18 protein-coding genes are annotated in these 24,068 nt (G+C 68.7%); 7 read left to right on the top strand and 11 right to left on the bottom strand.

What is annotated here, in order from left to right; all coding sequences use genetic code 11:
• Window positions 1–20 precede the first annotated feature (20 nt).
• Together L1081_RS20970 and mltA are read right to left on the bottom strand one after the other, a co-directional pair.
• Window positions 21–2,270 carry an alkaline phosphatase PhoX gene (locus L1081_RS20970; RefSeq protein WP_489413903.1) on the bottom strand — a complete coding sequence of 750 codons (2,250 nt, stop codon included), beginning with the start codon at window positions 2,268–2,270 and terminating at the stop codon, window positions 21–23.
• A gap of 99 nt (window positions 2,271–2,369) precedes the next feature.
• Complete coding sequence (gene mltA / locus L1081_RS20965) at window positions 2,370–3,506, bottom strand: MltA domain-containing protein (RefSeq protein ID WP_489413902.1); 1,137 nt, start codon at window positions 3,504–3,506, stop codon at window positions 2,370–2,372.
• Here mltA and L1081_RS20960 point away from each other — a divergent pair.
• The 3 genes from L1081_RS20960 (at window position 3,505) to L1081_RS20950 (ending at window position 5,185) form a co-directional block, all read left to right on the top strand.
• Entirely contained in the window at window positions 3,505–3,669 is a 165-nt protein-coding gene (locus tag L1081_RS20960) for a hypothetical protein (protein WP_489413901.1), read from the top strand. The genes mltA and L1081_RS20960 overlap by 2 nt on opposite strands.
• A gap of 197 nt (window positions 3,670–3,866) precedes the next feature.
• Complete coding sequence (locus L1081_RS20955) at window positions 3,867–4,526, top strand: YiaD family glycine zipper/OmpA-like lipoprotein (protein ID WP_489413900.1); 660 nt, start codon at window positions 3,867–3,869, stop codon at window positions 4,524–4,526.
• A gap of 95 nt (window positions 4,527–4,621) precedes the next feature.
• Entirely contained in the window at window positions 4,622–5,185 is a 564-nt protein-coding gene (locus tag L1081_RS20950) for an OmpA family protein (RefSeq protein WP_489413899.1), read from the top strand.
• Between the two features lie 116 nt (window positions 5,186–5,301).
• Here L1081_RS20950 and L1081_RS20945 read toward each other — a convergent pair whose 3' ends face one another.
• From L1081_RS20945 to L1081_RS20930, 4 genes are read right to left on the bottom strand one after another with little or no spacing between them, the layout of a single operon-like run.
• Window positions 5,302–5,928 carry a response regulator gene (locus tag L1081_RS20945; protein ID WP_489413898.1) on the bottom strand — a complete coding sequence of 209 codons (627 nt, stop codon included), beginning with the start codon at window positions 5,926–5,928 and terminating at the stop codon, window positions 5,302–5,304.
• A 43-nt stretch (window positions 5,929–5,971) separates the two neighbouring features.
• Window positions 5,972–8,026 (bottom strand): ATP-binding protein, encoded by a 2,055-nt coding sequence (locus tag L1081_RS20940; RefSeq protein WP_489413897.1) that lies wholly within the window; start codon window positions 8,024–8,026, stop codon window positions 5,972–5,974.
• Complete coding sequence (locus L1081_RS20935; protein ID WP_489413896.1) at window positions 8,027–8,842, bottom strand: nitrilase-related carbon-nitrogen hydrolase; 816 nt, start codon at window positions 8,840–8,842, stop codon at window positions 8,027–8,029. It abuts the gene before it with no gap.
• A 16-nt stretch (window positions 8,843–8,858) separates the two neighbouring features.
• On the bottom strand, window positions 8,859–13,043 hold the full coding sequence (locus L1081_RS20930) for a YhdP family protein (RefSeq protein WP_489413895.1): 4,185 nt from the start codon (window positions 13,041–13,043) through the stop codon (window positions 8,859–8,861).
• Window positions 13,044–13,068: 25 nt separating this feature from the next.
• Here L1081_RS20930 and glnE point away from each other — a divergent pair, with 25 nt between their 5' ends.
• Window positions 13,069–15,867, top strand: coding sequence for a bifunctional [glutamate--ammonia ligase]-adenylyl-L-tyrosine phosphorylase/[glutamate--ammonia-ligase] adenylyltransferase (glnE, locus tag L1081_RS20925; RefSeq protein WP_489413894.1), 2,799 nt, complete (start codon window positions 13,069–13,071; stop codon window positions 15,865–15,867).
• Window positions 15,860–17,029 carry a septal ring lytic transglycosylase RlpA family protein gene (locus L1081_RS20920; protein ID WP_489413893.1) on the top strand — a complete coding sequence of 390 codons (1,170 nt, stop codon included), beginning with the start codon at window positions 15,860–15,862 and terminating at the stop codon, window positions 17,027–17,029. Before glnE ends, L1081_RS20920 begins: the two co-directional genes overlap by 8 nt.
• Here L1081_RS20920 and L1081_RS20915 read toward each other — a convergent pair.
• From L1081_RS20915 to L1081_RS20900, 4 genes are all read right to left on the bottom strand, one after another.
• Entirely contained in the window at window positions 17,026–18,402 is a 1,377-nt protein-coding gene (locus L1081_RS20915; protein WP_489413892.1) for a HipA domain-containing protein, read from the bottom strand. The two genes, L1081_RS20920 and L1081_RS20915, sit on opposite strands and share 4 nt — an antisense overlap.
• A 78-nt stretch (window positions 18,403–18,480) precedes the next feature.
• Window positions 18,481–18,948, bottom strand: a complete 468-nt coding sequence (locus L1081_RS20910; RefSeq protein WP_489413891.1) for a carboxymuconolactone decarboxylase family protein — start codon at window positions 18,946–18,948, stop codon at window positions 18,481–18,483.
• Between the two features lie 91 nt (window positions 18,949–19,039).
• Complete coding sequence (locus tag L1081_RS20905; RefSeq protein WP_489413890.1) at window positions 19,040–19,921, bottom strand: RNA polymerase sigma-70 factor; 882 nt, start codon at window positions 19,919–19,921, stop codon at window positions 19,040–19,042.
• Between the two features lie 43 nt (window positions 19,922–19,964).
• Window positions 19,965–20,822 (bottom strand): ferritin family protein, encoded by an 858-nt coding sequence (locus tag L1081_RS20900; RefSeq protein ID WP_489413889.1) that lies wholly within the window; start codon window positions 20,820–20,822, stop codon window positions 19,965–19,967.
• Between the two features lie 130 nt (window positions 20,823–20,952).
• On the opposite strand from L1081_RS20900, the gene L1081_RS20895 reads away from it, so the two are divergent.
• The gene (locus L1081_RS20895) at window positions 20,953–21,567 is read left to right on the top strand and encodes a glutathione peroxidase (protein WP_489413888.1); all 615 of its coding nucleotides are present in this window, start codon (window positions 20,953–20,955) and stop codon (window positions 21,565–21,567) included.
• Between the two features lie 288 nt (window positions 21,568–21,855).
• On the opposite strand, the gene L1081_RS20890 is transcribed toward L1081_RS20895, so the two are convergent.
• Window positions 21,856–22,467 (bottom strand): glutathione S-transferase N-terminal domain-containing protein, encoded by a 612-nt coding sequence (locus L1081_RS20890; protein WP_145739142.1) that lies wholly within the window; start codon window positions 22,465–22,467, stop codon window positions 21,856–21,858.
• Window positions 22,468–22,588: 121 nt separating this feature from the next.
• On the opposite strand from L1081_RS20890, the gene purB reads away from it, so the two are divergent.
• Window positions 22,589–23,968: an adenylosuccinate lyase gene (gene purB, locus L1081_RS20885; RefSeq protein WP_124959115.1), complete on the top strand. Its 1,380-nt coding sequence runs from the start codon at window positions 22,589–22,591 to the stop codon at window positions 23,966–23,968.
• Window positions 23,969–24,068: the final 100 nt, after the last annotated feature.

Genomic DNA, 24,068 nt, shown 5'->3' with positions numbered 1-24,068 from the left:
TGGCTCATCGCCGGCCGTCGTCAGCTGCCGACGCGTCCGCCGTCATCCTTGGTGATGACGATGGTTGCCGAGCGCGGGCGCTTGCCTGCGCCGTAGCCAGCATTGGAAGGCCACTGGCTGGTGTACTTCGACGGATCCGCCAGGTCGGTTTGCTTGGTGCTTTCGCCCGGGTGCTGGATGTTGACGAAGATCGCCTTGCCGTCCGGCGTTTCGCAGAGGCCGGTGAGCTCGCAGCCCGAGGGGCCGACCAGGAAGCGCTTGAGCGTGTCCGCCGTCGGCTGCTTGCCGATCATGGTGTCGACCGTGTACTGCGTGCTGTCCGCGCGCTGGTAGGTCAGGGTCTTCTTGGCGCCGTCTCCGACCTGGCCCGGCAGCGCGGCCAGCATCATGCAGTTGGTCACGTCGGTGTAGGCGCCGTCGTCGGTCTGGATCCAGCAGATGCCGGTCGACCGGCTGAACACCAGGCCGTCCGGGCTGGAGAAGTCCTGGTCGGCGGTGAGCTTGGAGAGATTGACCGTGTCGGCATTGGCGCCCGACTCGGCGCCGAAGGCGTAGACGTCCCAACGGAAGCTGGTGCTCGCCGGATTGCTGCCGGCATCGGCCATGCGCAGGATGTGGCCGTTCGGATTGCCGGATTGCGCCGTCGCGCCCTTGAAGTCGGTGTAGACGCGCGGATTGGCCGCATCGGGAGCCAGCTGCGAGGACGAGGCCGGCTCGATGCGCCGGTTGCTGTTGTTGGTCAGCGTGAGATAGACCTCGCCGTTGGCCGGGTTGGTGGCGCACCACTCGGGGCGGTCCATCTTGGTGGCGCCTGCGGCATCGGCGGCGAGGCGCGCGTTGACAACCACGTCGGCCAGGTTCGCGAACGAATAGCCGGCAAAGCCTGCCACCGCCGGATTCGACAGCGACAGCTCCTGCCAGGTGCCCGTGCCGTCCGCCCCGAAGCGCGCCACGTAGAGCGTGCCCTGGTCGAGGTACTTGGCGCCGGTGGCGAGCGGATCGACCGGATTGGCATCGGCCTCGGACCAGACCGCGTCGGAAACGAACTTGTAGAAGTACTCGTTGCGCGCATCGTCGCCCATGTAGCAGGCCACCTTCTGGCCAGCGACCGGCTTGCTGAAGGCAATGCTCTCGTGCGCGTAGCGGCCCAGCGCCGTGCGCTTGACGCCCAGCTTCGACTTGTTGTACGGGTCGAACTCGACGGGGAAGCCCATGCCGTTCATCTCGTTGCGGTAGTCGTCCGTACCATCGACGGAAGCGCCGGTCTTGCTGATGTTCCAGCGCTGGTACTTGTCGTCCGCGCCGCCGGTTTCCCAGCCATGGCGGCTGGCCCCGCCTGCGGCCCGGCCGTAGCGCTTGAGCGAGGTCACGCTCTTGTCATTGCCGCGCGCAGCATCGTCGCCGGCAACGCGGGTGAAGTAGTTCACCCAGTTCTCCTCGCCGGTGAGGAAGGTGCCCCATGGCGTCTTGCCGGTGCCGCAGTTATTGAGCGTGCCGCGCGTCTTCACGCCGGTGGGCGAGTACTTGGTCTTCATCAGCGCGTCGCCCTTCGCGGGGCCGGCGATGTCGATCTCGGTCAGGGGCGTGACGCGGCGGTTGAAGGCCGAGTCCTGGACGTAGCTCCACTTGCCGGCGCCATCCTTGCGCACTTCGAGGACCGCGATGCCGTGAACGGCAACTTCCTTGTCCACTTCCGCCGCCGGACGGGGCAGCGTGGTGGTGCCGCCATTGGCGTGCAGGAAGAACGAGGACAGGGTTTCGTCGGTGGTTGCCTCATGGTTCACCGCGAGCAGGCCGCGATCGATGCTCGAGTCGGAGCGCTTGCCATCGGCGCCCAGGCCGAACCATTCCATGCCGTCGTGGTGGTCGCCGCCGCGGTTCTCGAAGCCGGTGTCGGTGCCGTCATTGGCATAGGCCGGCGTGGCGCCGGTCAATGGGTCGCCCAGCGCATACAAGACACTGGCGGTGTAGCCGGCGGGGATGACCACGCTGTCGGCCAGGCTCTTGGACACGGCGCCGAAGCCCAACAGCTTCTCGGTCGGTCCCGGCGCAGGTCCAGGGGCAGGCGCGGGCGCGGGGGCAGGCGCCGGGGGAATGATGGGAAAGGCCGGGCCGCCGCCGCTACCGCCGCCGCAGGCGGTCAGCACGGCAGAACCGACGCCGCCCAGCAGCAGGCCACGCCGGTTGAGCCGGCTGGTCAGGATGCTGTCGAACGTGGGGTTGGCGGATCGGTTGGAGTCTTCGTCGTTGAAGTCGATGCGGTCTGACATGGAGGATCTCGTGGGGTGTTGGAAAAAAACACCTCATGCTAGAAACCGCCCATGACATCGCCATGAATACGAAATGACAGTCCGCTTACTGCCTAAGTCTTACTGCTTGGGCCACAGCGCCCACAGGCGCAGCGGCTGGTTCATGCTGGCCGCCAGGCGCCCCGCGTCGGCGCCGGTGCCGGCAAAGTAGTCCGCGCGCACCGCGCCGACGATGGCGCTGCCGGTGTCCTGCGCCACCACCAGCTTCTGCAGTTGCGCCGCGGGCCCGCTCGATGCGAGCCAGACCGGCGTGCCGTACGGGATGCTGTCGCGGTCGACCGCGATGGAGCGACCGGCCGTCAGCGGCACGCCCTGCGCGCCGCGCGGGCCGAAGGCCGCATCGAGCTCGCTCATGGTCTCCTCGCGGAAGAACACGTAGCGCGGATTGCTCCACAGGAGCTGCGTCACGCGCTGCGGGTTCTGCGCGGCCCAGGCCTTGGTGTCGTCGGGCCATTTGCCGACCTTGGCCACGCCCTGGCCGATCAGCCATTGCTGCACGCTCTTGTACGGCTGCTCGTTGGTGGCCGAGAACGCCACGCGCACGGTGCGCTGGACGCCGTTGGCCTCGGTGATGCGAAGGCGCCCCGAGCCCTGGATGTGCAGCATCAGCGCGTCGATGGGGTCGGCCATCCAGGCGATCTCGCGGCCGCGCAGCGCGGCCTGGGCTTCGGGCAGGGTTTCGATTTCCTGGCGGGTGTACCAGGGGCGGCGCGGCACCAGCCCTTCGGGCGCCTGGTAGATCGGAACGCTGAAGGTGGCGGTGGGCACGCGCGAAGCCTCGTACACCGGCTCGTAGTAGCTCGTGAGCTTGCCTTCGCTCGAGCCCGCGAGCGATTCGACGCGGTAGGGCTGCAGCCTGTCGGTCATCCACTGGCGCTGCTCCTCGGGCGTGGCGATGGCCAGCTGGCGCACGTCGCGGCACAGCGGCGCAAAGGCGGCGTTGGGCCGCGCGCAGTTGGCCAGGAGCGCAATCCAGGCTTCGTGCAGCGGGTCGTCGCCGAAACCCGGCAGTTCGGACCAGCCAACGGGCACCCACCGGCTCTTGGGATGCGCCAGCGAACCGGTCAGCGGTCCGAGGTCGCGCGGCGGCGTGGCGGCCGGCCGGGCCGGGGTGTCGGGCGTGCGCGGGGCGATCGAGCAGCCGGCCAGCGTTGCTACGATCGCGAGCCCAACCAGCCACTGGAGTCCATTTCTCATGGGTTTGATTTTGCTTGAAGCCCTCGGGGCCGGGCTCGTGTTCATATTGATCGTCTGGTGGACCATGTTTTCCGGTCGAAAAAAAGGCGAACTGCACGACGACGACGAAGCCGCCGATGGCAATGGAGCCGAAGAGAAAAAGAATCCCCCGCCCGAAGTGTGAATTCCTTGCGTAGCCGAGCACCGCCGCGGAATGTCGGAGAACAGGCCGTCAGCTATTACTTTAGTAGCAATCATCGCAGCATTCACGGGCCTTTGCAGAAAGTTTTCTGCTTTCCTGCAGGTTGGGAAGGCCGTACCATCGCACGTTCGCCGAGGCTAAGCTGTGGCCCGCCTGATTCAACCTTGAAAGGGATTGCCATGAAAAAGTTTGTACTCGCCACCACCGCTGCTGCCCTCGTCCTGTCCGGCTGTGCCGGCGGCATGACCGAAACCCAGCGCAACACCGGCATCGGCGCCGGCATTGGCGCACTGGGCGGCGCGGCCATCGGCTCGGCCACCGGCGGCGACCGCGGCGCCATCGGCACGGGTGCCGTGGTCGGCGCCGCAGCCGGCGCGCTCGGCGGCTACCTGTGGTCGCAGCGCATGGAAAACCAGAAGCGCCAGATGGAAGCCGCCACCCAGGGCACCGGCGTGGCCGTGACGCAAACGCCGAACAACGAGCTCAAGCTGCAGATCCCGAGCGACGTCTCCTTCGACGTGGGCCGTTCCAACATCAAGCCCAACTTCGCACCGGTGCTCGACCAGTTCGCGAGCGGCCTGCGCAACAACCCGAACGCCGAGGTGCGCATCATCGGCCACACCGACAACACCGGCTCGGACGCCATCAACAACCCGTTGTCGGTCGACCGCGCCGCCAGCACGCGCGACTACCTGGTGGCGCGCGGCGTGAGCGCCGCGGCCTTCCGCATCGAAGGACGCGGCTCGCACGAGCCGGTGGCCAACAACAACAGCGATGCCGGCCGGGCGCAGAACCGCCGCGTCGAGATTTACGTGGGCGAGCGCGCGCCGCGAGGCTGACCGGATCGGCTGATATAAATAAAAACAAAGCCGGCCGTGCGGGAGCGGCCGGCGCCCATCGTCATCGTTTCATGTTCACAAAGAGGGAAAAACTCATGAGGAAGCTTGTTGTTTCGGGTGCGGCTGCGGCCGCATTGTTCGTTGCGGGGTGCGCCTCGCAATCGCCCGCGCCGGGAGCGGCCGCCGCGCCGGCCGCCCAGGCGGCTGCGCCGGCCAACAGCTGGACTGCGCGCCTGGCGGCGCTCAAGACCGAGCTGGAAAATTCCACCAAGGGCACGGGCGTGGTGATCGAGCAGACCGCAGACAACCAGCTGCATCTCGTGGTTCCCAACGAACTGTCGTTCGACGTGGGCCGCGCCAACGTCAAGCGCAACCTGGCCCAGGTGCTCGACAAGGTGGCCGAAGGGCTGCGCAGCGCGGCCGCGGCCAGCGTGCGCGTGGTGGGCCACACCGACAACACCGGCAGCGAGGAAGGCAACGAGCGCCTCTCGGTGAGCCGCGCCGACAGCGTGCGCAACCACCTGGTGAGCCGCGGCGTCTCGACCACGGCCATCACCACCGACGGCCGCGGCTCGCGCGAACCGCTGGCCGACAACAGCACGCCGGCAGGCCGGGCCCAGAACCGCCGCGTCGAGATCTTCGTCGCGGAAAAAAGCTGACCCCCAGTCTTCGCGCACTTCGTGTCGCTTCGCCAACCCCCTTCCAGGGGGCAACACCAGCGGCCCGGCAAAGCCGGTTCCGCGGTGTTCACACGAAAAACCGAAGCTCGTGACAGCTAGAGGTCCCGCAGGCGGTTGGCCAGCTCGACCGCCGATTTCACTTCCATCTTGTCGAACACGCGTGCCCGGTGGACCTCCACCGTGCGCACGCTGATCGCCAGCTGATCGGCGATCAGCTTGTTCGGCAGGCCCTCGACCACGAGCCGCATCACGTCGCGCTCGCGGTCGGTCAGCTCGCTGATGCGGCCCACAAGGCCGCGCCGCACGCGCCGCACCTCCAGCGCCCGCAGCGAAGCACCGAGCGCCTGCTCGATGCGGTCGACCAGGGCGTTGTCGGAGAACGGCTTCTCGCAGAAGTCGAAGGCACCGCGCTTTACCGCGTCCACGGCCGTGGGCACGTCGGCATGGCCGGTCAGGAAGATCACCGGCATGGCGTCCAGCAGGCCGCGCTCGGCGAGCCGGTCGAACAGCACCAGGCCGCTGGTGCCGGGCATGCGCACGTCCAGCAGCAGGCACAGCGGCTGATCGGGCAGCGGGCCTTCGGCCAGGCGCAGCTCGAAGGCCTCGGCGCTCGCGAAGTGCTCGCTCTCGAGGCGGCGCGAACGCAGCAGCCAGGCCAGCGCCTCGCGCACGCTGGCGTCGTCGTCCACGATGAAGATCAGGCCGTCGATCAGCGGTTGCATGTCATGTCGATTCCAGAAACGGGCGCAAAAGCCTGGGAGTAAATCATGTGCTCGGCAGGGTAAACCGGAACACGGTGCCGCGGGGGCGGTTGGGCTCGAACACGAGCACCCCGCCATGCTGCTCCACCACGGTGCGACACAGGCTCAGGCCCAGGCCCATGCCGTCGGCGCGCGTGGTGAAGAAAGGCGTGAAGAGGCGGCCCGCCACCTCTTCGCTGATGCCGCAGCCGAGGTCGGCCACCGAGAACTCCAGCCAGCGCCGCGCGTCCTCGGTCCCTGCCAGGCCACCGACCGCGACGACGCGCGACACGCGCAGCCGCAGCACGCGCTCGCCCACGTGCTCCGGCGTGTCCATGGCCTGCATGGCATTGCGCGCGAGGTTGAGCAGCACCTGCTCGACCAGCGTGCGGTCGCACACGGCCGCAGGCAGGCGGTCTTCGAACACCACCTCGATGCTCACGCCGAGCTTGCGCGCCTGCAGCCGCACCAGCGGCAGCACCGCATCGATCAGCGCCTGCGGCGCCACCGCCTCGCGCGTGCGGTCGCGGCGGCGCACGAAGTCGTGCACGCTGCGGATCACCTGGCCGGCGCGGTCGGCCTGCTCGGCAATGCGCCGCACCGCCATGGCCACCTCGGCCTGCTCACCCCTGGCGTGCGGCCCGAGCATGTTGAGCGACCCGGTCGCATAGCTGGCGATGGCGGCCAGCGGCTGCGTGAGTTCGTGGCTCAGCAGCGAGGCCATTTCGCCCACCGTGGCAAGCCGCGCGCTGGCCTGCAGCCGTTCCTGGCTGGCGCGCGAGAGCTCCTCGATGCGGCGCTGCTCGCTGATGTCGATGAAGGCGCTCATCCAGCCGGTCTGCACGCGCTGCGCGTTGATCAGCGGGGCCTCGAAAATGAGCACCGGAAAGCGCGTGCCATCCTTGCGCATGAAGACCGACTCGAAACCCTCGCGCGGCGGCATGCCGCCGGCCAGCCGGCGGGCCTGCCGCTGCTGGTATTCGTGCGCCAGCTCGGTCGGCCAGTAGGGCGCCTCGATGGCTTCGCCGCTGCCGGCCATCAGCTCTTCGGGGCTGAAGCCGACCATTTCGCAGAACGCGGGGTTCACGTAGGTGATGCGCCCCTGCAGGTCGCGCGCGCGCAGGCCGGTGATGACCGAGTCTTCCATCGCCTTGCGGAAGGCCAGTGCATCGGCCAGGTCGCGTTCAGCGCGCAGCCGGCGGCGCGTGTCGCGCGCGAGCAGCACCAGCACCGACACCAGCGCAATCGAAATCGCCGTAACCAGCGCCGTCAGCACGTTCGGAAAAAGATCGGGCGCGGCGCGCCAGCCGTCAACCCGCAGCATCAGCGCGGCGCCGGGCAGGTCGATCAGCTGCTGCGAGGTGAAGACGCGCGTCCCGGTGCGGCGCGAGGTGCCGAGCGCCACCAGGCGCGTGCCGTCGGCCTCGGTAAAGGCCACTTCCTGGCCGCGCGTGAGCGTGGGGCCGACCAGCTCGATGAGCGTGTCGCGCAGCGAGTAGCTCGCCACCAGGAAGCCGCCCGCGTCGATCGGCACGCAGAGCTCCATCACCTCGACACCGCCTCCGCCGAGGATCGGCACGTAGTGGCTCGGCGAATAGGCCGGTGCGCCGAGCTTGCGCGCGGCCGCGCAGGCGAGCCCCACGTCCGACTGGTCGGCGCCGCGGCTCTCGTCGGCGATCAGCCGCATGCGGTAGGGCGTGTTCACCGCTTCGAGCGGGCGCAGCGCGGCGTCGCGCCATTCGAGCCGGAGCCACTCGCGGTGCTCGCGCAGCAGGGAGGCCGCGGCTTCGGGCCAATGCGTGCGGTCCAGGCCCGGGGCCTGGGTGGCGCGCAGGCTCTGGGCGTTGCGCTGCAGGCCGATGCGAAGGTCCGAGACCGCATCGGCGGTGTCGCGGTCGAGGTTCGCCTGCACCTGCTCGACCTCGTGCCGGCCCGCGAGCCACACCACGGTGACCAGCAGCGCCGACACCAGCACGGCCAGGATCAGCCAGAGGAACCAGCGCTGCCACAGCGAACGCAGCCGCGCGAAGGCCAACAGCGCCCACCGCGGCGGTGCGACAGTCAGGGCGGCTTCCTCCATCTAGAGCACGCAGTGCGAGAGAACGGGCAGCTGGGTGCGCACGCGCTCGATCTGCCCGGCATCGAGGTCGAACAGCACCACGCCCTCCTCGCTCGCCTGCTGCGCCACCACCGTGCCCCAGGGGTCGACCACCATCGACTGGCCCCAGGTGTGGCGGCCGTTCTCGTGCGTGCCGCCCTGCGCGGGCGCCACCACCCAGGCCAGGTTCTCGATGGCCCGTGCGCGCAGCAGCACTTCCCAGTGCGCGGCGCCCGTGGTGCGGGTGAAGGCGCTGGGCACCAGCAGCAGCTCGGCGCCCTGTTTGGCGAGCGCGCGGTACAGCTCGGGAAAGCGCAGGTCGTAGCAGACGCTCATGCCCACGCGCCAGCGGTGGCCGTCGCGCGAGGGCAGCTCGAACACCACGGGCTCGGCGCCCGGCGCGATGACGCGGCGCTCGTCGTAGCGCTCGGTGCCGTTGTCGAAGAAGAAGAGATGGATCTTGTCGTAGCGCGCCACGCACTGGCCGTCGGGCGCGTAGCACAGCGAGCTGTTGAACACATGCTCGGCATCGCCGCTTTCGATGGGCAGCGTGCCGCCCACGATCCAGAGCCCGAACTCGCGCGCCGCATCGGCCAGAAAGCCCTGCACGGCGCCCGCGCCGGCGGTTTCGCGCAGGCCCAGCTTGTCGGTGTCGCGCGCGCCCATCATGCAGAAGTACTCGGGCAGCACCGCCAGCTCGGCACCGGCCGCGGCGGCTTGCGCGAGCAGGCCGCGGGCGCGGGCGAGGTTGGCTTCGCGGGCGATGGCCGACACCATCTGGATGGCTGCGACTTTCATTGCGTGGTCTCCGTTTTCACTTGCCCTGCCCGCCGGCCGGCGCCGCGGCGGGGCCGGGTACGTTCGGCAGGATGGATCGTGGCACCTTGGCTATTTTGGGGTCGGCCCAGGTGCCTTCGATATGGAACTCCTGCGTGGCCGCGGCCGCAAGCGGCTTGCTCAGCACCCACTGCGCAAGGAAGGTGCCCAGGCCGATCGCGGGATTGATCGCGGTGGCCACCAGCGCGGCCGTGCCGGCGTTGATCTCGGGCACCACCACCACGCGCAGGTCCTGCGTTTCGCGCACGATGTCGGCCGAGCCGTCCATCAGCGCGCCCGCGTTGACGCCCTTCATCTGCAGGTTGTTGGTGCTCGCGATGCCGTTGTGGATCTTCGCGTCACCGCGGATGAAGTCGAAGGCGAAGCCCTGGCTGAAGACATCGCGGAAATCCAGCGTGAGCCGGCGCGGCAGCGCCTGCAGGCTCAGCACGCCCAGCAGCTTGGCAAGGCCGGGGTCGGCCTTGAGGAACTGGCCCGATTCGACATTGACCTGGAGCTGCCCGCCCAGGCTCGGATAGTCGAGCGAGAACGGCGAGCCGCGCCAGTTGACGTCGCCTTCGAGCCGCCCGCTGCCGCGCCGCAGGACGCCGGACATGCCGAAGCGCGTGAGCAGGTCGCCGGCGTCCGCGATGTCCAGCCTGAAGGTCATGGCCGTGCGGCGCTGCTCTGCATGCCCAGGGGTGCCGCCCGGCGCGGCGGCCCAGGTGCCCTTGGCCGAAAAACTGGCCTCGGGCATGGTGAAGCTCAATTTGTTGAGCATCCATTCGCGGCCCGCGCCGCCGCGGTTGACGGCATCGATCTCGGCGCGGCCCAGGCGCTTGCCCAGCAGCTCGAAGTCGTCGATGACGATGTCGAGCGCGGGCAGCGTGCCCGGCTGCTCGTCGAGCAGGGTTTCGACCTGCTTCGCCTCCGTGGGTGCAATCTTGAGCCGCGCGAGCCGCGCATAGAGCCGCCCGGCCTGGGTGTGGCGGTATTCGGCATAGCCGCTGAGCTCGGTGGCATCGATGTTGGCGCGCCAGAGCGCGCCGTCGCGCGTGCCGCCGAGCACCACGTTGTGCAGCGTGCGCCCCGCGATGCCGAGTTCCTGCGCACGCACCGCGACGCGAGTGGGCAGGTAGCCCGTTGCCGCGTCTTCGGGCCGCTCGGCGCCGCCCGCCGCTTCGGGCGCGCTGCTTCCGGTGTCACCGACCAGCGCCTGCCACGCAGGCATGTCGAGCTTCGCGACGTTGACGTTGGCCAGCACGCCCTTGTCGGGCAAGGGAGCGGTCTCGCCCGCGGCCAGGCCGATGCCGATGCTGCCGCGCAGCACGCGCGCCTCGGCGCCGGAGATGTCGCGCACATATTGGGCGGCGCCGACGCGGCCGAGCTCCATCGAGAGCTGATCCTGCACGGCGACGGCGGCACCCGCCCGGGTCTCGCGCTGCAGCACTTTTTTCTCGATGCGCAGCGGCATCTGTTCGTCCGCCGTCTTCACGAGCGGTGCGGGCAGCTGCAGCGCCAGGCCCTGCAGCGTGCTGGTGAGCAGGAACTCCGGCGCGCCGTCGCGCATCGAGAAGGTGGCCGCATAAGGCGTGCTGCCGCTCGCCTTGGCCGCGATGCGCGGGAGCCACTCGGCCTCGCGCGCAGCGCGCAGACCCTCGGCCGTTGCGGTGCCCTGCGCCTTCAATGCGACCTCGCGGTTGGGCCCGGCGAAGCGGCCGCGGCCTTCGACCCGGACGTCGCCGCCGAGCAGCCTGGCGCTGACGCCGGCCAGCGAAAAGCCCGTTTCGGTGAAGCCGACGACGCCCTTCGCATGAATGAAGGACGGCGCCTCGGGCACCAGTTGCAGCTCGCTGTCGGAAAGCGCGATGCTGGCCTGGACCTTGGCCGACTCGAGTGCGGCAAGCGGCAGTTCGAGATGCAGGCGGTAGTCGGCCGTGCCGGTGGCGCGCACGCGGGACAGCACTTCGCCGGTTTCCCCGGCCAGCGGCGCGCCCACACGCAGCAGTTCGGCGAGCGGGCCCTTGGCCTGGGCATCGACGCGCAGCAGCGAGGCATGGTGCGACATGTCGGCAATCTGCGCCTCGGCCTTGGTCACCTCGATGCCGGTGGCGCCCGCCAGCCGCCCGCGCGCATTGCGCACCAGCATGCCCGCGCGCTCGAACACCAGTTCGCCCGAGAGCCCGGTGAGCGCGGGCCACACGGGCGCCGGCGCGCCGCTGCGGGCCGCGGAGGCCGGCGCCTTCGATGCCGTCGACGCGGCAATGGCCGAGGCCGGCGGCACATAGGCGTAGTTGACGTCGGCCACCTTGGCCGCGATGCGGAACTCGCCCTGCTTCGGGTCCATGAACGGCATGTCGTGCAGGTCGCCGCGCACGCGGAAGTCGACGCTGCTGGCCGTGCCCTTGGTGACCGCATCGCGCACGTAGTCGCGCGTGTGCTGGGGAATCTCGAGCGGCAGGTAGCGGAACACGCGCGTGCCGTCGGCGCGGGTCAGCTTGCCCTGCAGGTCAAGCACGCCGGGATAGAGCGACTGCCCGCGGGACACGGCGGGATCGCTGGTGCGCCAACTGGCTTCGGCTTCGCCGTCGGCATCGGCATTGGCGAAACGCAGCTTGGAAACCTGCAATTGCGCATGGCCCTTGTCGAGCTTCCACTGCAACTGGGCCGCGAGCCGGTCGATGGGAATGACCGGCTCCTCGAACACGCCTGGGAATTCGAGCGTGCCCTGCGCCATCGACAGTGCGGCGCTGCCGCCGGCTTGGGTGGCGTCGAACTCGATGGTGGCGCCGCTCAGGCCCGGCGAGCCGGCATGCGGCCGCTGGGGCGCCGGCGCGGCGCCGCCGGGTCGGGCTGCGGTGGCCGGCGGGACGGGGGTGGTTTCAGGCGGGGCTGCCGCCTGCGACGCGACGCGCAGGCCGCTGACCCGCCCCTTGGCCTGGTAGCGCTCGGGCGCGCCCAGCGAGCCTTGCCAGTTCAGGTCGATGCGCTCGACCAGCCCGCGCGGCGCGTAGGCATCGAGCACGCGGTGCGTGGCATCGCCCAGCGGCAGCCGGTCGGCAATGAGGGCCAGCGCGGCCAGGTCGAGCCGGTCGGCGCGCAAGGCGCCCTGCTCCGGCGTGCGGCCCCGCGCCGGGGAGTGCTGCAGCCACAGGTTGCCGCCGGGCCAGCGCATGCCGTCCGCGGTGTCGAACTGCAGGGCGGCGGTCGAGAACTCGAGCTTTTCGTCGTCCAGCTGGCCGGCCAGCCGTCCGGTCACCGCGCGCAGCACCAGCGGCTGCAGGCCCCGGCCCAGCGAGGCGTCGATGCGGTTGAGCCCGAGGTCCGCCGCGCCGCCCACGATCTGACCCCTCTTCACGTCGGCCCAGAGGCGCAGCGCGCCACTGCCTTCGCGGATGCGGGCGTCGATGGAGACGTAGCGGCCCAGGCGCGTGACGTCCATGTAGGGCAGGTCGGCGTAGATCTGGCCATCCCACGTTTGCCAGCGGCCCGAGCGCACCGACAGCAGCGGCTGGCGGAACTGCCCGCGCAGCGTGAAGCGCTCGCCCCAGCCGACCGGCGGCGTGGCGTCGAGCCGCATGCCATGGCGCCGGGCCGTGTTGCGCGCCACAAAGCGCACGTCGGTCAACAACAGGGGCTCTGCCTGGCGCTGCTCGTCGGTCCAGCGCACGGTGCCGCCTTCGACCACAAGCTCGCGCTGGGCGAAAAACCAGTCGGCGGCGCGGGTCTCTCCCGTGGTGTCGGTTTCCATGTGGAGGCCCGCCACGTGCAGCTTGCCGAGCGCATCGCGGCGCACGTCGACCTGCGGCCCCTCGATGTAGAGCTGCTCGAAATTGAGGCGCCACAGCGAGCGCGGCGACACGCTGGCCACCACCCGTACGAGGCGCAGGGCTTCCCGCTTCTGGGCGTCGTGCAGCACCACGTCGCGCAATTCGAAGACGGGAAACAGACTATCGGAACGGGCCGTGATCGACCCGATGCGCACGGGTACCCCGATGGCCTTGCTGGCTTGTGCCTCGAGCGCACCACGGTAATCGCCGATTCGCGGCACAATCCATGCGTGTAGGACAACCACTGACAGTGCCAGCAGAAGCCATGCAGCGATCAGTAAACCCAACAGCCAGCGCGCCGTCGCAGCGGTGATCTTGAGCAGACGTGAAGGGGAAGACGCCGTGTCGTTCATTGAGGATCGCGCTGTGTCCGGAATTATGACCGCCAGCATTCAGAGGGGTTCCACGGAAACCAACACCAGTGTGAACCAGTTGCCAGCCACGCCATCGACGACAGCCGCGACCGAGGTCGCGCTCTCTTCCTATTCGCGCTTCGTCCAGCGCCTGCGCCGCAGGTATGCGGCCGAACTTGCATTGCTTTCCCCTGGCGCGCCGCGGCGCGAGTCGATGTCGAAGGCTTACGAGGCACTGCGCAAACGCGGGGACGGCGTCGGCGATGCGCTGCGCATTGTGCGGCAGCTCGTGATGGAACGCCTTGTCACCCTCGATTGCGACGCGAAGGCGCCGCTGGCCGTGGTGACCACCGCCGTGACCGAGCTCGCGGAATTCGCGCTCGACGTCGCCTGCCGCGACGCCTGCCAGGAACTCGACGCGGTGCATGGCGCCCCGCTCGGCCCCGAAGGCCAGCGCGCGCAGCTCTGGGTGGTGGGCATGGGCAAGCTCGGCGCGCGCGAGCTCAACGTGTCGAGCGACATCGACCTGATCTACCTGTACGACCTGGACGGCGAGACCCGCGGCGATGCCGACGGCCGCGGCCGCCTCTCCAACCAGGAGTATTTCTCGCGCGCAGTGAAGCGCATCTATGCACTGGTGGGCGACATCACCGAGCACGGCTTCGTGTTCCGTGTCGACCTTGCGCTGCGGCCGAACGGCAACTCCGGGCCTAGCGTGGTGTCGCTCGACGCGCTCGAAGAATATTTCCAGGTACAGGGCCGCGAGTGGGAGCGCTTTGCCTGGATGAAAAGCCGGGTCGTCGCGCCGCGCGACATCGTCGCGGAAGGCCTTGCGCAGGGCCTGCGCGCCACCGTGCTGCCCTTCGTGTTCCGCCGCTACCTGGATTACAGCGTGTTCGATTCGCTGCGCACGCTGCACCGGCAGATCCGCGAGCAGTCGGCCCGCCGCAGTGCGGGGCGGCCCGAGCGCGCCAACGACGTCAAGCTCTCGCGCGGCGGCATCCGCGAGATCGAATTCACCGTGCAGCTGCTGCAGGTGGTGCGCGGCGGCCAGTTCCCCGAACTGCGCACCCGCCCCACGCTCGACGCCCTGCAGCGGCTCGCGCGCGCCGGCCTGATGCCGCAGGAAACCGCCGGCACGCTGGCCGCGGCCTACGAATTCCTGCGCCGCGTGGAGCACCGCATCCAGTACCTGGACGACCAGCAGACCCACGTGCTGCCGGTGGCCGACGACGACCTGCGCTGGATCGCGCAGACCATGGGCTACGCCGGCTGCTGCCCGTTCCTCGAGCAGCTCGACACGCACCGCGAGTTCGTGGCGCAGGAGTTCGACAAGCTGCTCGGCGGCGAAAAGCCCTGCAACGGCAAGTGCAACGGCAAGAAGGCGGCCGCGCCCACCGACCTGGCCGACCTGCTCGACGAACTGCCGCCGGCCTTTGCCGACCGCATCCGCAACTGGTGCGAGCAGCCCCGCGTGCTGGCGCTGCGCGAGGAAACGCGCGCACGGCTGCGCCAGCTGGTGCAGCGCACCGGGCAATGGCTGAAGGAGCCGGACGGCGACGGCCCCGGCCAGACGCCGCGCCATGTGGACGCCGCCCTGCGCTGGGCCGACTGGATCGAACCGCTGCTGCGGCGCGAGGGCTACCTGGCGCTGCTGGTCGAGCGGCCCGCGGTGCAGGAACGGCTGCTGCGGCTCTTGGGCGCCGCGAAGTGGCCCGCGCGCTACCTGATGCAGCACCCGGGCGTGATCGACGAGCTCGCGAGTGACGAGATGCTCTCGGGCCGCTTCATGGCGGCCGAGTTCGAGCGAGAACTCGAAGCGCGCCACGTCTCGCTCAGCCGCACCGGCGAAGCCGACGAGGAGCGCCTGCTGAACCTGCTGCGCCACGCCCACCACGCCGAGGTGTTCCGCACGCTGGCGCGCGACGTGGACGGCCGCCTCACGGTGGAACAGGTGGCCGACGACCTGAGCGCACTGGCCGACACCACGCTGCGCGTGACCGCCCATTGGTGCTGGCCGCATGTGCGCAACAGGCACCGCGAGTTGCCGCAGTTCGCCATCATCGGCTACGGCAAGCTCGGCGGAAAGGAGCTGGGCTACGGCAGCGACCTCGACATCGTGTTCGTCTACGACGATGACGACGAGCGTGCGGGCGAGGTCTACGCGGCCTATGTGCGCAAGCTGATCAACTGGCTCACCGTGAAGACGCGCGAGGGTGACCTGTTCGAGATCGACACCGCCTTGAGGCCGAACGGCAACTCCGGCCTGCTGACCACGAGCTTCGAAGCCTACGAGCGCTACCAGCTCGGACGCGGCAGCAACACCGCATGGACCTGGGAACACCAGGCCATGACGCGCGCGCGTTTTGTGCTCGGCAGCGCCGAACTCGGCACCCGCTTCGACCAGGTGCGCGAAGCCGTGCTGGTGGCGCCGCGCGATCGCGAGGCACTCAAGGCCGAGATCATCGCGATGCGCAACAAGCTGCGCGGCGCGCGGCCGGTGAAGGCCGACCGCTTTGACGTCAAGCACAGCCCCGGCGGCATGGTGGATGCCGAGTTCGCGGTGCAGTTCCTGGTGCTGTCGGCCTCGGGCGAGCATCCGGAGCTGATTCCCAACGTCGGGAACATCGCGCTGCTGGTGCGCGCGGAAGAAGCCGGCCTGCTTCCTGCAGGCGTCGGCCGCAACGCCGCCGCCGCCTACCGCGAACTGCGGCGCGTGCAGCATCGCGCCCGCCTCAACGAAGAACCGACCCAGGTCACCCCGCCTGCATTGGCCGCCGAGCGCGACGCGATGCTGACGCTATGGAAGGCCGTATTTGGCTGACCGCGCCCGCTCCCTCGCCACCCCCGCGCTGGCCGCCTGCGCGGTGGCCGCCGCCGTCCTTCTCGCGGGTTGTGCGAGCGGCACGCGCAGCGGTGGCGGTGCACTGAGCGGCCGCGATGGCCCGGGCAGCAACATCCCGTCCGACCTGGACCGCGTGCCCGATGCCGAGCCCCGCGTCGAAGCCATCCGCAACAGCGGCGGCACCAGCAAGCCCTACACCGTGCTGGGCCGGGCCTACCAGCCGATCACCGACGACCGGCCGTTCCGCGAATCGGGCATCGCCTCGTGGTACGGCCGCAAGTTCCACAGCGCCTCGACCGCGAGCGGCGAGCCCTACGACATGTACGCCATGACGGCCGCGCACAAGACGCTGCCGCTGCCCAGCTACGTGCGGGTGCGCAACCCGGCCAACGGGCGCGAGGTGATCGTGCGGGTGAACGACCGCGGACCCTTCGTCGACGGCCGCATCATCGACCTGAGCTACACGGCGGCGCTCAAGCTCGACCTGCTGCGCGGCGTGGCGCCGGTGGAGATCGAGCGCATCACGAACGAGGACATCCGCACGGGCGCATGGCGGCGCGATGCGGGGACGGCGTATGCCTCGGCGTCGCAGGTGCCGGCGCAGGCGCAGCCCCAGCGCGCGGCGGCTGCGCCGGTGGCCGTGCCCTCGGCATGGGTGGCGCCGGTGGCGATGAACGCTGCTCCATCGGCGTCGGCGATGCCGGTCGCGCCGCAAACGCCGACCACGCAGATGGCGCCCGCCGAGCGGATCGCGCAAGCCGCGCCGGCACCCGAGCCGGAGGTCGCGTCGCCCCGCCAGCCGATCATGGTCACCGACCTCCCGCCGCTGGCGCCGCTCACCGCGCCGCCACCAGCGCCCCGGGCCGCATCGCAGGACCCTGCGCCCTCCTCGCCTTCAGCCGCGGCCGCGGGCTTCTGGGTGCAGCTCGGCGCCTTCCGCGAGCGCGATGGCGCCGAGAGCCTGCGGAGCCAGGCCGCGCGCGGACTGCCCACCCTGGCGCCGCAGCTGCGCGTGTTCAGCGAAGCCGGCACGCACCGCCTGCAGGCCGGGCCCTTCGCCTCGCGCAGCGAAGCCGGCGAGGCCGTCACGCAGCTGCGCGAGAACCTGCGCATCGCGCCGATGGTGGTCGAGCGCCGCTAGTCTTGCCCGCGCTCAGCGCGCGCAGGAAGCAACGGCGCAACCACCTCGGCCACCTGCCGAGCGTTGCCGGCGCTGATCTTGCGCATCGCCTTGGACAGCCGGTCATCCCTGGCCGCCTTCGTCCAGAAGGCGTGCGCGGCCTGGAACGCCGGTTCCCAGACCTCGGGCCTGGCCCCCAGCGACTGGAACGAAGGGGCGACGAGCCGCAACTCCGGCTCGATGCTGCCGCCCACAGGCGCGTACATCATGGGGAGCATGTCGTAGGCAGGTGCCACGCCAACGGGTCGCCCGCGCTCGTCGGTCATCAGCGAGAGATTCTCGAAGTGCCGGTCCCCATTTCCAATCAATTCCGAAAAGGCGGTCAGGACGAGGACCTGCCGCACGGACTCCGGCCCGAGCATTCCAGCCTCCTCGCAGCGCTGCGCGAACGACGGCCAGTTGTCCCGCATACCGAACAGCTCGTCGTCGATCGCGCCTGCGGAGATCATTCCCCTCCGGCCGAACCGCCCCACGCGGTCGAAGCGCTCGACTTCGAGGAAGCCATACCCGCCGATCTCCAGATAGCGCGCTGGCGCTGCCTCGACCCCGGCTTCGTCGAGCGCACGCAATGCCAGTTCTTCCAGGACGAGCATCTCCGAGGACCGAGTTCCGGCGCGGGCAAACTTCACGATGAGATGCCCACGGGCCTCGGTCTCGCAGGTGAACTTGGGCTGCTCGCCACCCGCACTGCTGCCGGCACCGGTCTGGCTGGTGGCGCTCGCCAGGTCCTGGTAGGCCGTGGGGACATCGGCGACGGCGATCGGCGCGACCTGCCGAGAAGCCATGTGGGCAGCGAACGAGCTCGCACCCCACATCAGCGAACCCGCCACGTCCGAACCGACCGAGCACAGGAACTTCATGCGGTGGTCGTCAGACCAGTCGCGAAGCGAGGACGGCACGCCGATCTCCGCGGCCACGGCCTTCGCAATGCGCGCTCCAAGGTAGCCGGACGGTGCCGCGAACGCCATGGCGGGCGGCAGCCCCTCGTGAAAGCGGCTGTCCGGTCCGCCCAGATCAACCCAGGTGCCGCCACGCAGGAAGGTGACGGCGCCCACCTCGGTGACCCGGCCGTCTTCGCCAACTCGAAAGATGGGCTGGGGGGAAGGGACGGGCTCGCTTCGCACGAGCGCATACCGCGGTGTGCGCACGCCGGGCTCCCTGAACCGGATCACCTCGCGACCAAGTTCCTGAATAGTTCGGGAAAAGGTTGCTTGGCTCACCTGGAGACCGGCCACCAGCTCGGCAACGGGCCTTGGTCCCTGGGCGAGCGCCTGCCGGACAAGAACTGCCCTCTCGGATTCCCCGGCTCCCGCAGGCTTGGATGCGGTGTTCATTGAATGCGTCGATGAATAGTTCGACGCATTGTATGCGGACTTCCTTGCGAAGGCTGTAGCTGGCCCCGGGCCGATGCCTCAGGGCATTGCCTTGGCCGCCACCGGCAGGCGCATGCCCACGCCCATGCGGTTCCACGCGTTGATCTGCGCAATCGCGATCGAGAGTTCGACGATCTCGAGTTCGCTGAAATGCGCCTGGAGCGCCTCGAACTCGGCGTCGCGGTCTTCGTGATGGTCGGGCAGGCGCGTCAGCGTTTCAGCCCAGGCGAGGGCCGCGCGCTCGCGCTCGCTGAAGAAGCTCACTTCGCGCCAGGTGGCCAGGCTGTTGATGCGCTGCCAGTCCTCGCCCTGCTGGCGCAGGTCGCGCACATGCATGTCGAGGCAATAGGCGCAGCCGTTGATCTGCGAAACGCGGGCAAAGACAAGGTCGATCAGCACCTTGCCGAGGCTGGACGATTCGATGGCGCCGTTGACGGCGATCATGGCCTGGAAGGCCTTGGGGGCGATCTTGACCCAGGTGAGGCGGGGGGTGGTGGTGTTGCTCATGGCGTGTACTCCAGGTGGTCGAGATGAAAAATCTGCTTGCTACCTGTTGAAGACGGGCCAGCCATCGGCCCTGTGACACACCGCCGGAAAATTATTTTGGCGAATAGAGCTGCGCGATGCGCGCGAGCTTGTCGGGATTGCGCTGCACGCGGACGCGCACGATGCGCTCGCCCTCGATCTCGAAGGTCTGGGCCGATTCGAGCTGGCCCTCCAGAAAGCGCAACAGCCCCGGCTCGCCGTTGATCTCCACCAGTTCCATGCGCACCGCGGCGCCCATGCGGCGCCACAGCGCGAAGTACAGCTGCGCGAGCCGCTGGCTGCCGCGCAGGACCTTGCTGAAGCTCTGCACCTTGCCGCCGCCGTCGCCGATGAGCTCCACGTCTTCCGCCATCAGCGCCTTCAGGTCCTGCAGGCTGCCGCGCGCGGCCGCCTCGGCAAAGGTGCGCAGCAGGCGCTGGTGGGTTTCGCGCGGCACCTGGAAGCGCGGGCGGGCCTCCTGCACCTGCGCCTTGGCGCGGTGCACCAGCTGCCGGCAGGCGGCTTCGCTCTTGCCGAGCGTGCGGGCCACCTCGTCGTAGCCGGCGTCGAACACTTCGCGCAGCAGGAAGGCCGCGCGCGCCTCGGGTGCCAGCCGCTCGAGCACGGCCAGGAAGGCAACGGAGATGCTGTCGGCGCGTTCGAGCAGCTGCTCCGGGGTGTCCGGCCCGCCGGTCAGCGTGGGCTCCGGCATCCAGGCGCCGATGTAGTGCTCGCGCTGGACCTTCGCGGCGCGCAGCCGGTCGATCGAAAGGCGTGTGACGACGGTGACCAGCCAGGCTTCGGCGCTGCCCAGGGCGGCCTTGTCGGCCTCGTGCCAGCGCAGCCAGGCGTCCTGCACGACCTCCTCGGCCTCCGCGACGGAGCCGAGCATTCGGTAGGCGATGCCTTGCAGGCGACGGCGGTGGCTGTCGAAGGCGAGGGTGGGATCGTCCATGCTCACAAGACGGGCGACCCACCGGCTTTGTGACAGGCGGCTGTTATGCGCCCTGGTATTCGGCCTTGGGGCCGAGCGTGGCGGCCAGTTCCTTGCGGTAGCGGTTGAGCTCCTGCACGGTCTTGAAGCTGCGGTTCATCAAGAGGCTCAGGTTGTGCAGGATGCGTTCGCCGACCTTGCTTTCCCAGACCGCGTCGAACTTGATCTGCTTGTCGAGCCAGTGCTCGAGCCAGTCAGGGTCGGGCATGCGGCTCTGGATGGTGTCGTTGGGGAACAGCGCCTTGTTGACGTGCAGGTTGGTCGGATGCAGCGCCTGCGCGGTGCGGCGCGCGCTGGCCATCAGCACGCCCACCTTGGTGAACGCGGCGCGCGCCTCGTCGCCGAACTTTTCCATGGCGCGCTTCATGTAGCGCAGGTAGGCGCCGCCGTGGCGGGCCTCGTCCTGGCTCAGCGTGGTGTAGATGTGCTTGATGACCGGCTCGGTGTGCCACTGGGCGGCACGGCGGTACCAGTGGTTGAGGCGGATCTCGCCGCAGAAATGCAGCATCAGGGTTTCGAGCGGCGGGGCCGGGTCGAAGTCGAAGCGCACTTCGTGCAGTTCCTGCTCGGTGGGCGCATGCTGGGGGCTGAAGCGCTTGAGGTACTCCATGAGCACCAGCGAGTGCTTCTGCTCCTCGAAGAACCAGATCGACATGAAAGCGGAAAAATCGCTATCGTGGCGGTTGTCGCGCAGGAACATCTCGGTGGCCGGCAGCGCCGCCCACTCGGTGATGGCGTTCATCTTGATGGTCTGCGCCTGCTCTTCGGACAGCAGCGAAGCATCGAATGACTGCCAGGGAATGTCCTTGTCCATGTCCCAGCGGACAGATTCGAGTTGTCTGAAGAGTTCCGGATAAAGCATCAAAGTCTTTCTAAGGCCGTCGATTTTAGTCGGCTCGTTTGGCGCACCCATGACAGACGCGCGATGATGTGTGGATAAGCGCGGTCTTATGACGCGAAATGCACACCTTTTTGTCTTCAGGAGCCCCCTTATGCGAATCCCTGCCGCCCTGGCCGCATGCCTCCTTGCCGCTGGCACGGCGGCCGCCCAGGCACCCTCTCCCAGCCCCTCTCCCAGCCCCTCTCCTGCGCCGTCCGCTGCGGCTGACGGCGCCGCTGCGGCCTGCCCACCCACCCTGCAACACACCTTCCCGCGGCTGCAGGACGAAAAACCACAATCGCTGTGCCAGTACGCGGGCAAGGTGGTGCTGGTGGTGAACACCGCGAGCTTCTGCGGCTTTACCCCGCAATACAAGGGGCTGGAGGCGCTGGACAGCAAATACCGCCCGCGCGGGCTGGTGGTGCTGGGCTTCCCGTCCAACGATTTCTCGCAGGAATCGGGCTCGAACAAGGAAATTGCCGATTTCTGCGAAAGCACCTTCGGCGTGAAGTTTCCGATGTTCGCGAAGTCGTCGGTGCGCGGCGCCAATGCCAACCCGCTGTTCAAGCAGCTGGCGCTGGCCTCCGGCACCACGCCGAAGTGGAATTTCTACAAGTACCTGATCGGACGGGACGGCAAGGTGGTGCAGGCCTGGTCCAGCATGACGGCGCCCGACGAGAGCGCCTTCATCAAGGTCATCGAGAGCCAGCTCGCGGCCGGGGGCTGAGGGCCTTGCCGCCCTGAACTAACGGTCACAAACGTTTACCACTGGAGGGGGAACCGGGCTGGCACACTGTGCTCATAACGGACGAGGGCAGCAAATGCCTTCCAGTTTTTATGTTGCGAGGTCTTCCGGGCGTCTGCCTGGTCGAAATCCCGAGGCGATTCTTCTCCTCCTCCCTCCCTCCCTCCTTCGCGTCGGGGCGCCTCGCAGCATTTTTGTATTTCCCGCACGGGCGGGGCGCGGCAGACACCGGCGCCCTGAAACGAAAAAGGCGCCAGAGGCGCCTTTTTTTCATGGTTGGGTGTCGATGAAGCTGGGCCGCAGCATCAGCTTGTCGTACAACTTTGCGAGATTGGCGTGCTCATGGCGCCAGTCGATCTCGGGAAAGCGCAGCCCCAGCCAGCCGAGCGCGCAGCCCACGGCGATGTCCGAGAGGCTCAGGTGGATGCCGCTGCAAAAGGGCTTGTCGGCCAGACCCTTGGCCATGGCGGCGATGCCGCCTTCGACCTTGGCACGCTGGCGCTCGATCCAGGCGGCACTGCGCTCGCCGTCGCTGCGGCCGGACCAGGTGGCTTCCAGGCGCCAGAGCACGCCGGCGTCCATGACGCCGTCGGCCAGCGCTTCCCAGGTCTTGACCTCGGCGCGCTCGCGGCCCTGCTGGGGAATCAGCTTGCCCACGGGGGACAGGGTGTCGAGGTATTCGACGATCACGCGCGAATCGAACATCGCGTCGCCGCCTTCCATGATGAGGCAAGGCACCTTCCCGAGGGGGTTGGAGTGCGCGATGGTGGTGTCGGCCGCCCAGACGTCCTCGATCACGAACTGGTAGTCGAGACGCTTTTCGGCCAGCACCACGCGCACCTTGCGCACATAAGGGCTGGCGGCCGATCCGATCAGTTTCATGAAAGCTCTCTCCCCTTGCATTGATAACGTTTGTTCATGATCATTTTAGGGGAAGGGCCAAGGAGCGGGCCCCGATCCGTGGCAAACGTGCATCGGCGCCAAGCCACCTAAAATTCGGGGAATGAGCTTCTCCACCGTTTCCGCCCTCTCCCCACTTGACGGCCGCTATGCGGCCAAACTCGCGGCCTTGCGCCCGCTGATGAGCGAACAGGGCTACATGCACCGGCGCGTGCAGGTCGAAGTGGCGTGGTTCATCGCGCTGTCGGACTGCGGCTTTGCCGAATTCAAGCCGCTCACGGGCGGCGCCCGCAAGTACCTGCTGGGCTTGGTTTCGCACTTCTCGGAGGCCGACGCGCTGGCCATCAAGGACATCGAGAAGACCACCAACCACGACGTGAAGGCGGTCGAGTACTGGATCAAGTCCAAGTTCGAAGCCCGGCCTGAGCTGCTGGCCGCCGCCGAGTTCGTGCACTTCGCCTGCACCAGCGAAGACATCAACAATACCAGCCATGCGCTGCAGATCCAGGCCGCACGCGAGAAGGTCATGCTGCCGGCCATCGACGGGCTGATTGCCAAGCTGCGCGAAATGGCGCACCAGTTCGCCGGCGTCTCGATGCTGTCGCGCACGCACGGCCAGACCGCCAGCCCGACCACCGTGGGCAAGGAAATCGCCAACGTGGCGGTGCGGCTCTCGAAGGCGCGCGCACAGATCGCCTCGGTGCAGCTGCTCGGCAAGATGAACGGCGCCGTGGGCAACTACAACGCCCACCTGGCCGCCTGGCCCGACTTCGACTGGGAGGCGTTCAGCCGCAAGGTCATCGAAACGCCGGCGCCGCTCGGCCTGGGCCTGAGCTTCCAGCCCTACAGCATCCAGATCGAGCCGCACGACTACATGGCCGAGCTGTTCGACGCGGTGGCGCGCGCCAACACCATCCTGATCGACTTCTCGCGCGACATCTGGGGCTACGTGAGCCTGGGCTACTTCAAGCAGCGGCTCAAGAAGGGCGAGATCGGCTCCTCGACCATGCCGCACAAGGTCAATCCGATCGACTTCGAGAATGCCGAAGGCAACCTGGGCCTGGCCAACGCGGTGCTGCGCCACCTGAGCGAGAAGCTGCCGATCAGCCGCTGGCAGCGCGACCTGACCGACAGCACGGTGCTGCGCAACATCGGCGTGGCCTTCGGCTATGCCACGCTGGCCTACGCGAGCCTGGCCACGGGCCTGGGCAAGCTGGAGCTCAACGAGGAAGCGCTGGCCGAAGACCTCGACGCGTCCTGGGAAGTGCTGGCCGAGCCGATCCAGACCGTGATGCGCCGCTTCGGCGTGCAGGGCGCCTACGAGCAGCTCAAGGAAGTGACGCGCGGCAAGACCGTGACGGCCGAGGCGCTGCACGGCCTGATCCGCTCGCTCGACATTCCCGAAGCGGAAAAGGAGCGCCTGCTTGCCATGACGCCCGCGAGCTACGTGGGCAAGGCCGCGGAGCTCGCCAGTAGAATCTAGCCTCCCCGCACGCCGATGCAGCAGCCGCCCGAGGGCGGCTGTTTTCTTCGTGCCACGCCCCCTTTTCAGCCAACGCGCCCCATGCGGCGCGCCAGCCAAC

It is taken from the genome of Variovorax sp. MSC1_012 (assembly GCF_023667525.1).
GTDB classification, from domain to species: domain Bacteria; phylum Pseudomonadota; class Gammaproteobacteria; order Burkholderiales; family Burkholderiaceae_C; genus Variovorax; species Variovorax beijingensis_B.
Note: the sequence above shows the minus strand (reverse complement) of the source record. Positions and strands in the feature narration are given on the sequence as shown.